Here is a 14,747-nt window from a genome sequence, read left to right as displayed (position 1 = left end):
GAGTTAGGCGCGTTTCAGCACACGGTTCAGCCAGCCTTGCCGCACGGGTTCGACGTTGACACCCGTCAAGCTGGCCGCGAACTCCTGCAGCGAGCGCGTGATGGGGCTGTTCTTATCCAGCTGCAAGATCGGCACGCCCTGGTTGACCGAGGCGGCCGCCGACATATAGTGATTCGGCACCGTGCGGTCGATGGTCGTGCCATATGCCGCCTCCAGGTCCTGCAGGCGGATTTCGCCGCCCTTGTCATGCCGGTTGACGATCAGGCGCACCTTGTCCTTGTCGTATTCCAGCGAGCGGAACATCCCCAGCAGGCGCTTTCCATCGCGGATGTAGGGCAAGGTGGTTTGCAGGATGGGAAAAATCAGGTCGGCATGATCGAGCGCGCGCACGCTGACGGCGTCGAGGTTGCGGCCCACGTCCAGCACGACGAAGTCGTACTGGCGGCGCGCCAGCTTGATGATGGCGTCGATATGCTCGGGCAGTACTTCGCTGGCGTGGGCCGGATCTTCGGGTGCGGCCAGCACGCTGAAATTGGGCAAGACATTGAGCATGCTCGAGGCCAGGAAGGACGGATCGAGGCGGTGGATGTCGCGCGTCACGTCGGACAGGGTGGCCAGCGGCTTGCTTTCGGAGACAAACAGCGAGGCGTCGCCGAAGTGCAGGTTCAGGTCCAGCAGGGCAACGCGCTTGTGTCCGCCTGCCGCCAGGGCATAGCCGAGGTTGGTGGCGATGAAAGTGGCGCCGCTGCCGCCCTTGCACGAAATGAAGGCCAGCACCTTGCCATTGCCATTGTCGCGCCGCTCGAGTTTTCCCTCGATGCGTTCGAGGGCCGGATGGATGCTGCTGGCGGCGGCAGGCGACGGCAGCACTTCGCGCACGCCGGCGCGCATGGCTTGCAGCAGGAAATCGGGCGTATGCTGCGGACACAACAGGATGACGGCCAGGCGCGGATACTGGTTGCTCAGGCGCTCGATGGCCGCCAGGTCGGCGCCCTCGTTGCCAGGCCGGTCGAAAATCAGCACGTCGGGCAACTCCTGCGCCGAATACAGCTGCTCCAGCGGCCCGGCGCTGGCCTCGACCTCGTCGGCCTGGTTACGGTTGCCCACCAGCCGGCCCAGTTCGGCCAGCGCTCTTTCATCCCTCGATATGATGACGATTTTCACAATGTGCCTTGCTTGTTCTGTGGTAACGATGACATGTTCATTGGCGTCCGACGCCGATCGTCAAGGTGCTCGATTGCGGTACCGGCGCACTGAACGTCTTTTGATAGGCGTTGTAGCCCGCCACCGCCGACTTGCCGTCGAGGCCGGCCACGGGGTCGCGGTTCAGTCCCGCCTGGGGATGGATTACTTGCTGGGCCCGCAGCAAACCGACGCTGCGGCCAAATTCGCGGTCCAGCTGCGGCGTGGTGCTGCAGCCGCCAAGGGCGCACGCGGCCAGCAGCACGCACGGCAGGGAAAATAATGGAGGACGCTGCATGGTCACGCTCCTATTGAATGTCAAAGCCGGTCGCCGCTGGGGCGCCCGGTTGCTTGTCAGCCGCTGGCGGCGCCTTGGGCGTGCCTTCCATCTTCCCTTGCAGGAAGAATTCCGCGCGGCTGGGCGCCACGTAGGCATCCGTCGGCAGCGCGTAGTCGCCAGCCAGCGGCTTGACCAGGTGCGGCGTAATGATGAACACCAGCTCGGTGCGGTCAGTCTGGAAATCGCTGCTGCGGAACAAGGCGCCCAGCACGGGGATCTCGCCCAGCATCGGCAGCGCCTTGATGTTGGTGGTCACATTGTTCTTGATCAAGCCGCCGATGGCAAAGCTCTGGCCATCGAACAACTGCACGGTGGTGGTGGCGCGCCGCGTGGTAAACGCGGGCAGGATGGCGCTGCCGGCCGTGCCGCCCGTGGTGATGCCGATGCCGTCCTTGTTGAGTTCCGACACTTCCGGCGCCACCTTCAGGTTGATGCGCCCGCCGTCGAGCACGGTGGGCGTGAACTTGACGGCGATACCGAATTCCTTTTCTTCCAGCGTGATCTTGTTGGTGGTGCTGTCTTGCGAGACGGGAATGTAGATCTTGCCGCCAGCCAGGAAACTGGCTTCCTGCCCGCTGATGGCCATGATGTTCGGCTCGGCCAGCACTTTCACGAGGCCGTCGCGCTTTTGCGCGTCGAGCGTGAGGAAGTTGCCGTTCTTGCCGTTGAAGCCATCGATCATGCTGGGATTACCGCTCAGTAAATTTGACAGGAAACTGTAGGTCCAGTTGCCGCTGCTGGCGCGCGCGCCGATGCTGGCGCCCAGCTGGTCGACGAGGGTTTTCGACACTTCGGCGATTTTGACTTCCAGCATCACCTGCTGCGGCGCGGCGACGGTCAGCATATTGATCACGCTGACCCCCGCACCGGCCCCGCCAGCACCGGCCGGGCTGGCCGCTGGCGCGGCAAGGACGGCCGCCCCTGCGGCCGCGGCAGGCGCGGCGGCATCCGCGGCGCCGCGCTGCGCGAACGCCGTGGCCATGGCCACGATCTGGCTGGCCTTGACGGCGTCCGATACCATGCCCGTCAGCACGATCGCGCCACCCGCCGAGCTGGCCTTGAGATCGGTTTCGCGCGGAAACACGTGCGTCAGCTGCGCCTGCAAGCCATCCGCATCGACGTCGACTTCGATATCGACAATCACGGGCCGATGATCCTTGTCCCACAGGATCAGGTTGGTGCTGCCCGGTGCCAGGCCCCAGATATACAGCTCGCTGGAACTGCCCAGCAGCCTGGCGCCCGCCACCTTCGGATCATTGACGGCGATCTGCGAGACGGCGCGCGTCAGGCTGCGCAGGGTCGACTTGCCAACGGACAAACGGATCGGCGGCCCCAGCCTGGCGATATCGGCGCCCAGCGCCAGGGGTGCCGCCGCCTCGGCCACCTTGCCGCCGGTGTCCGGCTTGCGCGCGGCGGGCGCGGCGCTGGCCGGCAAGCTCGCCGCCAGGCCGCTCAAGGCCATGGCCAAGGTCAGGGTCACGTGTGGCCTGACAATACGGGTACGAAATGAGGTCATCAACTATCCCTGGTTCTGGTATTTTTAAAATTGCTGGACGCGCGTGTCCATGCCCGTGATCACTTTGACGCTGTCGGCCGGCGGCGCGGGAGCGCGCGGCGGCGCCGGGCGCACTGGCGCGGCGGCGCGCGGCGCGGCCACCGGCACCAGCGGTTTCAGTCCCAGCAGAGACTCCTTGGTGGCGCCGCCCGTATTGACGGGCGCCGGATCGACCTGATTGCGCAGCACCAGCGACAAGGCGCCCACGCTGCGCGCCAGGTCCAGCTTTTCCACCTGGTCCGGCGTCAACTCCAGGGTCACGGCATTGACCACTTTCGGCTTGTTGTCATCGCGGTTCGATTCCTGCGCCACGGCCAGCACCAGGATGCGCTCAAGCACGATCTTGGAAATGGCCAGTTCGGCGCCACCGCTGGCCTTGGCGCGGTCATCCTGGGTATTGACGAGGATGTCGACGAAGTTGCCGGGCAAGGCAAAACCGGCCACGCCCACCACGTCATTGACGCGCACGGTCATGGCGCGCTTGCCATCGGCGACGATGGACGACAGGCCACCGGTCGCGCCCGGCGGCGCCAGTTTGCTTTCCAGCACAGGTTCGCCCATGCTGATGGCCGTGCGCGTGATGCGGCCGTCGAGCACCTTGTCATCGGTGAAGGCGCCGGGCGGCTGCGCCCCTGCGGGCCAGTCCATGCTGCGCAACATCACGGGCGTCACCTTGGTGCCGACGCCGATATCGACCAGGGCCACGACGATCTTCTGGCCCGACGGCGTGCTTTGACCGCCCATCCACACGGCGGCCGCCAGCACGGCGGCGCCGGCCAGCACCAGGGCCAGCAACAACATGAGTAAAGCACGGGTATTTCGCATGGTTTTTCCTCTGACTTCAGCTTGGTTTCTGTTCGCGCCGCTCTTGCACGGCCTTGTCCTGGGCGCCGTGAGTGTCGCCAGCGCCGGCAAAATAGTTGTTCCAGGCCCAGTCCAGCACGGCCTCGTCGAGCTGCACCGCCGTGCCTTCATAGCGGGCCAGGTCGCGCACCTGGCGTATCAGGTCGCGCGGATAGCAGGCCAGCAACGGCGTCTTGCCGCGCGCATGGCGCTGCAGCAGGAAGGCGAAGGCGGCCGCATCGAATGCCACGCCACAGGCGGCGCAGGTCTGGCGAAACACGGTTTCGTAATGCTCGGCGCTGAGCGCAGGCACCTCGATCTTGTAGCCCAGGCGCCGCAAAAAGGCCGCGTCCGACAGGCGCTCGGGCAGGAAATTCGAGGAAAACACCACCACCACATCGAACGGCACCTGGAAGGTGTGCCCGTTGTGCAATGACAGGTAATCGATGGCACGGTCCATCGGCACGATCCACCGGTTCATCAGTTCCAGCGGCGAACAGCGCTGGCGTCCCAGGTCGTCGATGATGAAAATGCCATTGTTGGCCTTGAGGTGCGGCGGCGCGCGGTACAGCCGCGTCACACTGTCGAAGCGCAGGTCCAGCATTTCCAGGGTCAGCTCGCCGCCGGTGAGCACCGCGGGGCGGCGCACGCCGCGCACCCAGCGCGCGTCGAGCTGCACGACTTTCTCGATGCCGGCCGGCGCGTCCTGCTGCTGCGCCGCCGGCAGGTGCAGCACCGGATCATAGAAAGGCACGACTTCGCCATCGACCATGATGGCGTACGGCAGGGCGATAGCGCCCTGCAGCAAGTCCTGCAGGCGCTCGGCCAGGTAAGTCTTGCCGCTGCCGGCGGCGCCGTAGATGAAAATGGCGCGGCCCGAGTTCATGGCCGCGCCCAGCTGGTCGAGCACGCCCTGGTTGACCACCACGCCGTCGAAGCTGGCTGCCACCCGCGCGCGCGTGACATGCATGTTGGCCACGCTCTGGCTTGACACCTGCGCGTTGTAGGCGGCCAGCGGCACCGGGCACGGTCCCGCATAGGCATTGCGCGCCAGGCATTCGAGCGCGCGCTGGCGGCCGCTGTCCGTCAGCTGGTAATGGATGTCGGCATCGGTGCCGCTGGCGCCGCGGCGCATGACTTCGCACATTTTTTCCTGCCGCATGAAGCCGATCACGGGATCGATCACGCCCAGGCCCAGCTTGACGTAGGCGGCCAGTTCCGGCAGGTGCAGCTGCCCCCGCTGGAACAGCACCTTGACGAGCAGCTCGACGAGGAACAGAAAAGGCAGGCCCGTCTCTTCCACAGTGCGCGGGGCGCGCAGCGAAGCCGGTGCGGGATGCAGGTCAGCGTGCATGGGCACGCGTCCGGGTGATGCCAGCCATCATGCGAATATGCCCGCCTTGCCGCTGGCGGCCAGCAGCAGATACAGCAAGGTGCCGCTGGCGATGGCGATGGCATACGGCAACTTGCCGCTGGGCACGGCCGGCGCATCGATCGTCGGCCGTTGCGCCGCGATGGCGCGCAGGAAGCTGGCCAGCACCAGGTGATAGCTGGTGCTGGCCACCTGGCGTAGCGTGCCGTGGCACGCTGCCACGGCCAGCGCCAGCACGCCGCCGGCCAGCAAGCTGCTCAGCAGGCAAAAGAACACGGCATGGGGGCCGACGAAAGCGCCCACCATCGCCATCAGTTTCACGTCGCCGGCACCCAGCGCCTTCATGGCATACATGGGCATCAGCAGCGCCAGGCCCAGGGCCAGGCCGCCCAGGGCAGGCCAGAAACCAAGCGCACCGGGCGTGGCCGTCAACAGACCTGCACCGGCAGGCAACAGCGTATTGAACAGCAGTCCGGCCAGCGCGCCGGCAAACACCAGGCGGTTCGGGATGCGTCGGCTGCGCACGTCGTGGCATACGGCCAGCAACAGCAAACCGACCAGCAGGACTGCCGGTGACCAGGTCAGGAAAAGATCGGTATGCATGGATTATCCGGCGCAGGAAGGAGAAGGACTCGGGTACAAACAAAAATGGCCCGGCGCCATGCAAGAGGATCCGGGCCACCATCGGCGCGCGCCCGAAACCGGGCACGCCGCCATGGAACGTGTGGCGATTACTTGCCTGTCAACTTGGCCGAGACGTTGGTAAATACGGCGCCCAGATCGGTGCCAACGGTTTTCACGACGCCAACGATCGCGACAGCGATCAGCGCGGCGATCAGGCCGTATTCGATTGCGGTCACGCCATCTTCTTCAGCGATAAAGTTTTTGATGAAATTCATGATTAATCCATTCAGAGTGAGTTTGACAACGTCATGTGCAACTGCGGGAGCAGCCAGTAAATGGATCGATTTCAGGGACCCTTGCATATGGCCAGGAGTGCAATCAGGCACACCACGGCCATCAGGGACAATAACAAGGCGTGCTCGAAAAATGAATTGCCGCGCTGATCGCGCAAGAAATGCGCGACGCCTTGCATACCTTCATTTTTCAAAACCATTCCCGCTCCTGTCCTGTTCGCAATATCAGTCTGGCGCATTCAGCGGCATTTACCGATTGCTGATGCAGGTATTGTATGAAAATAATTATTGATATTAATCAGACAAAAGTCATTTTATTGCCAGTACAAAGCATCTTTTTTTCCCGCACAGAAACAGGACATTTGTACTATTCACCCGTATCCATCGGCGTTGCCAAGCTATTCTTGACGGCATAGACATATAATTCCAGGCGATTGGCCACCTCCAATTTGCTGTAAATCGAGGTCAAATGGTTACGCAAGGTCTGTTCTGAAATAAAAGCGCGCTGGGCAATTGTCTTGTTGAGGGCGCCATTGCCTTCCACCATCATGGCCACGATCTTGCGTTCCTTTAGCGTCAGCAAGGCGATGCGCGCTGCCTCGGGATCGGGGGCCGCCGGCACGGGTGCAGGCTTGATCAGCGCGCCCAGCAGGCTGCCCAGCAAGGCCTGGTCCAGGCACAGTTCGCCGCGATGCACCCTGGCGATGGCATCGATCACCTGCTCCGCCGCCGCTTCCTTGCCGATCACGCCGCGCGCGCCGTTGCGCACGGCGCGTCCCAGCATCTCCTGATCGCGCGTGCCGCTGAACATCAGCGCCCGCGTGACGCCATTGGCCACCAGCGCCGGCACGAAATCGATGGAACACACCCCGTCGAGATCGACGTCGAGCACGACGATATCGGGCCGCAAGCTGCCGGCCAGCGCCACGGCGGCGTCGATATCGCTGACGCTGGCGACCACTTCCATCAGCGGGCGCGCCTCTTCCAGCAGTTTTTCCAGGCCCCACAACATGGTTTTGTGATCGTCGACCAGCATGACGCGGATGGGATGTTGACTTGACATAAGCTTGCCTTAAATGTGCCGCGGCCCGCAGGGCCCGGCCCTTACACGGGAATGTGGATGCGCACCGCCGTCGCGCCGCCAGCAGCCAGGCCCACCTGCACGGTGCCGCCCAGCGCCAGGGCCCGTTCGGCGATCGAAGCGGGAACGAAGGCGGTATGGCCAGGCGCCTCGGCCTCGACCGCATTTTCGATCGAGATCGACACGGCGTGCGGAGTGCAGGCAAGGCGCACGCAGCCCTCGCGGGCGGTGGTATGCCTGCGGATGTTGCTCATGCCTTCGTTGACGATCTGAAATACCTCCGCCGCCAGCCGGTCACTCAGGGCAAACGCGCGGTCCGAGACGATCGCAATATCGATACCAAAGAATTTCTTCAACTGTTCCGCCTGCCGCCGCAGGGCCACCAGCAGCTCCGGCTCATCATGCTGCTCCGGACCGCCGCCGCGCACCGTCTGTGCCATCTGGCGCAAGTCGCCGATCACCTGGCCGCTCATGTCGATCAGCTGGTCAAGCTCATCGAGCAGGGGGCTGCCCGCGGCCACCTTGGCGCGCAAGGCGCTCAAGCCGTGGCGCAAGCCGATGTAGGGTTGAATGGTCGAATCATGCAAGTCGCGCGCAATCTTCTGCCGTTCGCGATACGCCGCGCCGGAAGCGAGCTTGTCGAGAATCGCGATGTTCTCGATCAGGGGAAATACCTGGCTCACGATATGCGCCAGGAACCTGGCATCGGCTTTCGTCAGCCGGCTCGTGGACGAAATCACGTACAGGCGGCCCTGCCCCTTGTGCAAAGGCAGGGGAACGCTGATGAAAGAGCGGGCATCGAACAACTCGGCCAGGGCGCCGCCCTGGGTGGCGTCCATCTCCAGCCGCTGCCACTTGGCAGTGCCGCGCACCTTCGCCTGCCACGCAGGGACGAGGCCGAGACGGGCACGCAGCGACGGCGCGTACAGCACGCTCTGGCTGGCATCGAACACCATCAGCGGCGCCACGGCCGCCTCGCTCATCTGGCTGACGCGCCCGCCATTGCCGCGGCGGTCGTCGAGCGCCGTGCGCAGCTGCCAATGCGCCGCGCCGCCTTCGCGCATGATCAGGATGCAGCTGCTGGCGCCAAAGAAAACACGCGCCTTCTCGAGTATCGACGCCACCGTATGATCGACGCCGAAGCGGGGATTGGATTGCTGGCTGACTTCGCGCAGCAAGGCAAGGCGGCGCTTTTGCAGCAAGCTCAAGCCACCCCAGTAGGCAATCATGTAGCCGAGCGCCATGACAAACGTCGTGCGCAAGAGCAAGTGCGACAGGTTCAGCGCATGATCGGAAACTGCTGACGCCAGCACCAGCACGGCGCAGGAAGCGAGCGTGATACGCGCGCCTTCATCGAGTCCCCGCTGAAACGAGGACGCCAGGATGACAAAGAAAAAGAAGGGAAAAAAATAACTCTCGCCGCCGCCGGTGCAAAACACGATCAGGCCGCACCACAGGACATCGAGCCAGTAAATCCGCTTGCCCTGGACGAATAAGTGATTGAAATACAGAAAAACCAGCAATACGGCGCTGTACACCACATACAAGGGCAAAATTACCCACGCCAATTGCCCCGACATGCCGTGACTGCCGGGATTGATAATCAATGTCAGCAATGCCGTCACGGCCAGCAATAAGCGCATGCCAAAAATCATGTTCAAGTCCGCATGATCGGCCAGCGGCAAAGCCGCCTCGGCATTCTGCTCCACCTGCAATTGTTGCTGTTGCAGCATCCTGATTTCATCTTTGCAAAAAGAACGCCATTGGCAAGATATGCCAGACATGCCCAGACAATGGTTAATTATTTTTTAATTTCTGTACGCCACGCATATTACTCTCAGCAATGCAAATTAGGAATGGCAAGCCAGCGATTAACTACATTAATTGCAACAAACTTGATTTTCGTGCATTTTAATCCCACCCTCACTTACATAAAGCAATATAAAATGAGCTTCGGCAAGTTTGCATCAATTCAATTGCCAGACATGCGCCGGCGCGAGCCTTTACCTGGATAACAAAGAATGATGCTCAGCAAGGCCACATCCCGCTTTCCCCGCACCCCAACAGGAAAAATCCGGCAAGCTGGCGCCACCATCGTCGAGTTTGCCATCATCGCGCCAGTCTTCCTGCTGCTCATGATCGGCGTGATCGAATTGAGCATGGCGTATTTCGCCAACCTCACCATGCAGCATGCGGTGCGCGAAGGCGCGCGCTATGCAGTGACGGGCAACAAGGATCTCGACCCCAACAGCAGCAACCAGCAGCGCTACCAGGCCGTCATCCAAAAAATGAAAGATAGTTCGATGGGCATCTACGACAAGGTCAGTCCCGTCATTTCGGTGAATGGTTCCAGCGGCACGAGTAGCGGCATGTTCGGCAACAGCGGCGACATCGTCGTCATCTCCGTCGACTGCAGCTGGACATTTGCCACGCCGATGATGGCGCCCTTCTTCAAGGACGGCAAATGGCGCTTCGTGGTGGCCGCCACCATGCGCAATGAAAGCTTCGGCGGCGTATGATGCGCACCCGTCCCCCGCTTTCGCGCCGCGCCGCGCGCGGCATCGCCGCCGTCGAATTTGCCATCGCCCTGCCGTTGCTGGCCTTGCTGCTGTTCATGGTGGTCGACCTGTCGCGGGCCATCCAGGCCAAGATCATCCTGCTCAACATCAGCCGCGAAGGCGCCAATCTCGCTTCGCGCGCCACGTCCGACCTGAGCGGTTCAAGCCAGGGCATCATGGATGCGCTGGCCGCCAGCACGCCGCCGCTGAACATGAACGGGCGCGGCATGATCTATATCACCAAGATCATGGGCTATGTCCCCTCGGCCAATGCCTCCGTGCGTAACATCGTGCTGGAACAGTACCGCTGGGAAGCGGGCGCCAGGACCAGCGGCTACCTGCCCGCCAGCCAGGTCTGGCAATGCGGCAGCTGGAGCAATGGCACGTGCACGAGCATCGGCAAAGGCGGCAGCGCGCCCGTGCTGGCCCTGATGTCAGGCCAGCTGGCAGATGGCGAGCTGATTTACGCAGTGGAGACTTTCTACAATTTCGACATGCTGTTCGGCACTTTAAAAGTTGGCGACGGCACGACGCCGGTCCTCGGCCCCAACCTCAATTCGATGACGATATTCTGATGCGCATTCCACACAAGCGGCAAAGCGGGCAGGTCCTGATCATGGTGGCGCTGTCGGCCGTGGTCCTGATCGCCGCGGTAGGCCTGGCCATCGATTCCGCGCTTGGCTACTTCGTCAAGGCCAAGCTGAATGCGGCCGTCGACTCGGCCAGCCTGGCGGCGGCGCGCGGCGTGACCACGGGCAGCACGGAGGCCGAACAGCGGGCCAGCGCGCGCCAGTCGGCGAAGGAGTTTTTTGACATTAATTATCCGGACAACTTCCTGCTCTCGACCCCCGTGCTCAATCCCGTCAGCGTGGTGTTCGACAAGGGCACCGTCACCATCGACGTCTCGGCCACGGCGTCGCTCCCCGTCTCGCTGATGGGCATACTCGGCTTCAAGACCCTGAACGTGGCGGCCAGCGCGCAAACCATCCGCAAGGACCTGGACATGGTGCTGGTGATGGACACGTCGCGTTCGCTGGAACCCAATGCCGCCGCCGTGCGGGCGGCGGGCAAGTCCTTCCTGAACAAGTTCAACTCCACGGTCGACCGCGTCGGCCTGCTGCATTTCGCCTCGGAAGCGCAAATCGATGTCCCGATCAAGCAGGTCGACCGCGGTTTCGACCGCAGCAGCATGACCGTAAAAGATGGCAAGATCGATAAATTTATCTTTACCGGCGGCACTAATTCTTCCGCCGGCATGTACCAGGCACGCAAACAGCTGAACGATATCTTGCCGCTCAACCGCTCCAGCCTGCGCGTCATCGTGTTTTTTTCCGATGGCTCGCCGGCAGCGTTTTCCTCGTACTTTCCCAACACAGGCAGCAAATGCACGACGGCAGGCGGCCTCGCCACGTTTACCGATTTCCAAAACCCCGCGCTGGTGGGTCTGTACGCAATGAAAGAGACTGACAACGCGCAGTCCGGGAACTGCGCTGCCAGCAAGATCACCGCGATCCCCCCCTGGTACAACGCGAATAACGATTTCGACAAAGCCGACGACGTGGCGCTGCGCGAGTTTCCCATCGTCACCAACACGCCCCGCGTCGTGACCGCTTCCATCGCCTCGGCGCAGGTGCAATGGACAAATGTGCACCGCGCCTCGCGCAACCTGGTCGAAGCGATGGCGGCCAAGGCGCGCCAGGAAGGCATGTTCATCTTTACCCTGGGCATGGGTGCATCGCTGAAGACCAAGGAAGGACCGGACAGCGAGCTGGGCGAAGACTTGCTGCGCTGCCTGGCCAACACGGTCGATGCTCCCTCCCGCTGCCGCAAACCGGCCGAACCCGTTGGCCTGTACTGCTACGCGGCCACCGACAGCGACCTGAGTCCGTGCTTCACGCGGCTCGCCTCGGCCATCTTGCGCATTTCCAAGTAAAGGCTATCTCCCCACCTGCCCCGCCACGACGAAACCCAGTGTCATGGCCACCACCATCGCCGCGCCGGTGGGCGTGGGCGGCGTGGGCGATGGCAGGTCGAACCAGCGGCATACCACGCCCACCAGCAAGCCCAGGACCGATCCGGCCAGCATGACGTTCATGGCGCCTCCCGTTTCAATTCCCGGCGCTGCAGGTACAGGCCCGTGAGCCAGTAGCCGCAGCTGGTCAGGAACACCAGCAGCGCGGCGCTCAGCACGGGCGGTGCCGGCACGGGGATGCGCGCCAGCTGGCAGACGAAGCCCACGACAAAGGCCAGCAGCAGGCCCAATATGACTTTCTTGTAGCGCATGGCCCTCTCCTCGTCTAGAAAGCGAAGCAGCTGCAGCCCAGTGTGCCCCAGAAACCGGAAAAATCGCTGATCGGCACGGCCGACTTGCGCGCCCGGTCGTGGGCATGGGCATGCACGCCGCAGGCGCCCGCGCACTGGTGCGGCATGGCGGCCTGCGCCGGCCTGGCCACGGGCCGGTAATGCCCCGGCACGGCGCGCACGGGCGACCACTCTGGCAGCACGGGGATGGGCGGCGGCGCCAGGGCCGTGAATTCCGCCTGGCCGTAGACGACCTTGCCGCCCACCATGGTCAGCACGGATTCGATGGATTTGATCGCCTCTTCCGGCACGCCAAAATAATCGGCCGACAGCACGGCCAGGTCGGCCAGCATGCCCGCGCGGATGCGCCCCTTCTTGCCCTGCTCGCTGGAGAACCAGGCGCTGCCCGCCGTCCACAGTTCCAGCGCCGTATCGCGCGACAATCTGCCCGCCGCATCCGTCAGGGCCAGGCCGCCCACGGTGCGCCCGGATACCAGCCAGTACAGCGCCGTCCACGGGTTGTAGCTGGCCACCCGCGTGGCGTCCGTGCCGCCGCCCACGGGCACGCCGGCGTCGAGCATGCGCTGCACGGGCGGCGTGGCCTTCGCCGCCTCGGCGCCATAGCGCTCGACGAAATACTCGCCCTGGAAGGCCATGCGGTGCTGGATGGCCAGACCGCCGCCCAGCGCCTTGACCCGGTCGATATTCCTCGGGCTGATGGTTTCCGCGTGGTCGAACAGCCAGTGCAGGCCGCCGAATGGCGTGTCGCGGTTGACCTTCTCGAACACGTCGAGCATGCGGCTGATCGATTCGTCATAGGTGGCATGCAGGCGGAACGGCCAGCGCTGCTCGACCAGGTGGCGCACGACCTTTTCCAGCTCGTCTTCCATGCCGGCCGCCAGCTCCGGGCGCGGTTCGAGGAAATCCTCGAAGTCGGCGGCGGAAAACACCAGCATTTCGCCGGCGCCGTTATGCCGGTAAAAATCCGTGCCGTCGCCCGGCTTGACCATGCCCGTCCATTTCTGGAAGTCCTGCAGTTCCGCGCCCTTGTTTTGCGTGAACAGATTGTAGGCGATGCGGATGGTCAGCTGCTCCTGTTGCGCCAGTTCCTCGACCACCGCGTAGTCTTCCGGATAATTCTGGAAGCCGCCGCCCGCGTCGATGGCGCTGGTGATGCCGAGGCGGTTCAATTCGCGCATGAACTGGCGCGTGGAATTGACTTGCAGGTCGCGCGGCAGGGTTGGCCCCTTGGCCAGGGTCGCATATAAAATCATGGCGTTCGGGCGGGCGATCAGCAAGCCGGTCGGATTGCCGGCCGCGTCGCGCACGATCTCGCCGCCCGGCGGGTTCGGCGTGTTCTTGTCATAGCCGACGGCGCGCAGGGCGGCGCGGTTCAGCAGGGCGCGGTCGTACAGGTGCAGGATGAAGACGGGCGTGTCGGGCGCGGCCGCGTTGATCTCGTCGAGGGTCGGCATGCGCTTTTCCGCGAACTGGAATTCCGTCCAGCCGCCCACCACGCGCACCCACTGCGGGTTTGGCGTGCGCAGCGCCTGTTCCTTCAGCATGCGCAGGGCGTCGGCCAGCGACGGCACGCCTTCCCAGCGCAATTCCAGGTTGTAGTTCAAGCCGCCGCGGATCAGGTGCAGGTGCGAGTCGTTCAAGCCGGGGATCACCGTGCGGCCAGCCAGGTCGATCACCTGCGTGGCGGGGCCGCGATGGCGCATCACGTCTTCAGCGTCGCCCACGGCGAGGAATTTGCCATCGGCGATGGCGACGGCGGACGCCAGCGGCTGCGTCCTGTCGACCGTGTGGAAACGGCCATTGAGTAAAATCGTGCTTGCGTTCATGCGGGTTCTCCGGGATCAGGTGCGGGACGGCGCCCCGCCGGCGGGCGGGGTCAGTGCATTGCGATGCAATCAATGGCCTTCGCTGGCGTTGAACATGGATTTGGCGTAGATCAGGCCCAGGCCATAGCCGCCGCCGTGCGCCACGGCCGTCGCCACCGTGTCATTGTAGGTCTCGCCGCGGGCCCAGTCGCGCTGCAGTTCCAGCAAGTATTGCACGGACGTCAGCGGCTGCGCGCCCGCCTGTATCATGCGCTGCATGGCCATCGCATGGGCTTCGTCGGAGACATCGCCGCTGGCGTCGGCGATGACGTAGACCTCAAAGCCCTGCTCCAGCGCCGACAGCGCGGGGCCGACGATGCAGACGGACGTCCACAGGCCGGCCAGCACGATCTTGCCCTTGCCGTAGCCATTCACCTTGTCGGCGATGCGCGCGTCTTCCCAGGTATTCATGCTGGTGCGGTCGATGGGCGTTTGCTCCGGGAAGACAGACTGGATCTCGTCGAAGATAGGGCCGGAGAACGATTTGGCCGCCACCGTCGTCAGGATGGCCGGCACCTTGAATTCGGCCGCCGCCTTCGCCACCAGCGCCGCGTTGTTGCGCAGCAGGGCCAGGTCGATCGAGCGCGTGGCGAACGCCATCTGCGACTGGTGGTCGATCATGATCAGGGTATGGTCGTTCGGGGTCAGCAGTTTTTGTGCGGCTTGGGCGGTAGCGATCGGCATGATGTTTTCCTCGGTGAAAATAATTGAA

The 14,747-nt window shown here is 63.5% G+C and carries 17 protein-coding genes; 3 read left to right on the top strand and 14 right to left on the bottom strand.

Annotated elements, in window-relative coordinates:
* Nucleotides 1–3 precede the first annotated feature (3 nt).
* The 10 genes from ACZ92H_RS22365 to ACZ92H_RS22320 form a co-directional block, all read right to left on the bottom strand.
* Nucleotides 4–1,164, bottom strand: a complete 1,161-nt coding sequence (locus ACZ92H_RS22365) for a CpaE/TadZ family protein (protein WP_465051062.1) — start codon at nucleotides 1,162–1,164, stop codon at nucleotides 4–6.
* Between the two features lie 37 nt (nucleotides 1,165–1,201).
* Nucleotides 1,202–1,480, bottom strand: a complete 279-nt coding sequence (locus ACZ92H_RS22360) for a pilus assembly protein (protein WP_465051061.1) — start codon at nucleotides 1,478–1,480, stop codon at nucleotides 1,202–1,204.
* A 10-nt stretch (nucleotides 1,481–1,490) separates the two neighbouring features.
* Entirely contained in the window at nucleotides 1,491–3,038 is a 1,548-nt protein-coding gene (locus ACZ92H_RS22355) for a type II and III secretion system protein family protein (RefSeq protein ID WP_131377707.1), read from the bottom strand.
* A gap of 24 nt (nucleotides 3,039–3,062) precedes the next feature.
* Nucleotides 3,063–3,902 carry a Flp pilus assembly protein CpaB gene (cpaB, locus tag ACZ92H_RS22350; RefSeq protein ID WP_131377710.1) on the bottom strand — a complete coding sequence of 280 codons (840 nt, stop codon included), beginning with the start codon at nucleotides 3,900–3,902 and terminating at the stop codon, nucleotides 3,063–3,065.
* A 16-nt stretch (nucleotides 3,903–3,918) separates the two neighbouring features.
* Entirely contained in the window at nucleotides 3,919–5,274 is a 1,356-nt protein-coding gene (locus ACZ92H_RS22345) for a DUF8689 domain-containing protein (RefSeq protein WP_131377712.1), read from the bottom strand.
* A gap of 27 nt (nucleotides 5,275–5,301) precedes the next feature.
* Nucleotides 5,302–5,895 carry an A24 family peptidase gene (locus ACZ92H_RS22340; RefSeq protein WP_465051060.1) on the bottom strand — a complete coding sequence of 198 codons (594 nt, stop codon included), beginning with the start codon at nucleotides 5,893–5,895 and terminating at the stop codon, nucleotides 5,302–5,304.
* 128 nt (nucleotides 5,896–6,023) lie between these two features.
* Nucleotides 6,024–6,191 (bottom strand): Flp family type IVb pilin, encoded by a 168-nt coding sequence (locus tag ACZ92H_RS22335; protein WP_131377714.1) that lies wholly within the window; start codon nucleotides 6,189–6,191, stop codon nucleotides 6,024–6,026.
* 71 nt (nucleotides 6,192–6,262) lie between these two features.
* Complete coding sequence (locus tag ACZ92H_RS22330) at nucleotides 6,263–6,409, bottom strand: Flp family type IVb pilin (RefSeq protein ID WP_465051059.1); 147 nt, start codon at nucleotides 6,407–6,409, stop codon at nucleotides 6,263–6,265.
* A gap of 167 nt (nucleotides 6,410–6,576) precedes the next feature.
* A complete protein-coding gene (locus tag ACZ92H_RS22325) occupies nucleotides 6,577–7,272 on the bottom strand; it encodes a response regulator (protein WP_465051058.1) in 696 nt (231 codons plus the stop codon).
* A gap of 41 nt (nucleotides 7,273–7,313) precedes the next feature.
* Nucleotides 7,314–9,023, bottom strand: coding sequence for a sensor histidine kinase (locus tag ACZ92H_RS22320; protein WP_465051057.1), 1,710 nt, complete (start codon nucleotides 9,021–9,023; stop codon nucleotides 7,314–7,316).
* Between the two features lie 288 nt (nucleotides 9,024–9,311).
* Here ACZ92H_RS22320 and ACZ92H_RS22315 point away from each other — a divergent pair, with 288 nt between their 5' ends.
* From ACZ92H_RS22315 to ACZ92H_RS22305, 3 genes are read left to right on the top strand one after another with little or no spacing between them, the layout of a single operon-like run.
* Nucleotides 9,312–9,809, top strand: a complete 498-nt coding sequence (locus ACZ92H_RS22315) for a TadE/TadG family type IV pilus assembly protein (RefSeq protein WP_131377718.1) — start codon at nucleotides 9,312–9,314, stop codon at nucleotides 9,807–9,809.
* Nucleotides 9,806–10,423 carry a TadE/TadG family type IV pilus assembly protein gene (locus ACZ92H_RS22310; RefSeq protein ID WP_465052376.1) on the top strand — a complete coding sequence of 206 codons (618 nt, stop codon included), beginning with the start codon at nucleotides 9,806–9,808 and terminating at the stop codon, nucleotides 10,421–10,423. The genes ACZ92H_RS22315 and ACZ92H_RS22310 overlap by 4 nt, the downstream gene beginning before the upstream one ends.
* Nucleotides 10,423–11,781 (top strand): vWA domain-containing protein, encoded by a 1,359-nt coding sequence (locus ACZ92H_RS22305; protein WP_465051056.1) that lies wholly within the window; start codon nucleotides 10,423–10,425, stop codon nucleotides 11,779–11,781. The genes ACZ92H_RS22310 and ACZ92H_RS22305 overlap by 1 nt, the downstream gene beginning before the upstream one ends.
* 3 nt (nucleotides 11,782–11,784) lie before the next feature.
* Here ACZ92H_RS22305 and ACZ92H_RS22300 read toward each other — a convergent pair whose 3' ends face one another.
* The 4 genes from ACZ92H_RS22300 to ACZ92H_RS22285 all read right to left on the bottom strand — a co-directional run bounded on the left by ACZ92H_RS22300 (nucleotide 11,785) and on the right by ACZ92H_RS22285 (nucleotide 14,719).
* Nucleotides 11,785–11,943 (bottom strand): XapX domain-containing protein, encoded by a 159-nt coding sequence (locus ACZ92H_RS22300; protein WP_131377724.1) that lies wholly within the window; start codon nucleotides 11,941–11,943, stop codon nucleotides 11,785–11,787.
* The gene (locus ACZ92H_RS22295; RefSeq protein ID WP_131377726.1) at nucleotides 11,940–12,131 is read right to left on the bottom strand and encodes a DUF1427 family protein; all 192 of its coding nucleotides are present in this window, start codon (nucleotides 12,129–12,131) and stop codon (nucleotides 11,940–11,942) included. Before ACZ92H_RS22295 ends, ACZ92H_RS22300 begins: the two co-directional genes overlap by 4 nt.
* Before the next feature lie 14 nt (nucleotides 12,132–12,145).
* Entirely contained in the window at nucleotides 12,146–13,996 is a 1,851-nt protein-coding gene (locus ACZ92H_RS22290; RefSeq protein ID WP_465051055.1) for an amidohydrolase, read from the bottom strand.
* Nucleotides 13,997–14,065: 69 nt separating this feature from the next.
* On the bottom strand, nucleotides 14,066–14,719 hold the full coding sequence (locus ACZ92H_RS22285; protein ID WP_131377730.1) for a hydrolase: 654 nt from the start codon (nucleotides 14,717–14,719) through the stop codon (nucleotides 14,066–14,068).
* Nucleotides 14,720–14,747 lie beyond the last annotated feature (28 nt).

Source organism: Janthinobacterium foliorum, from assembly GCF_978021625.1.
Note: the sequence above shows the minus strand (reverse complement) of the source record. Positions and strands in the feature narration are given on the sequence as shown.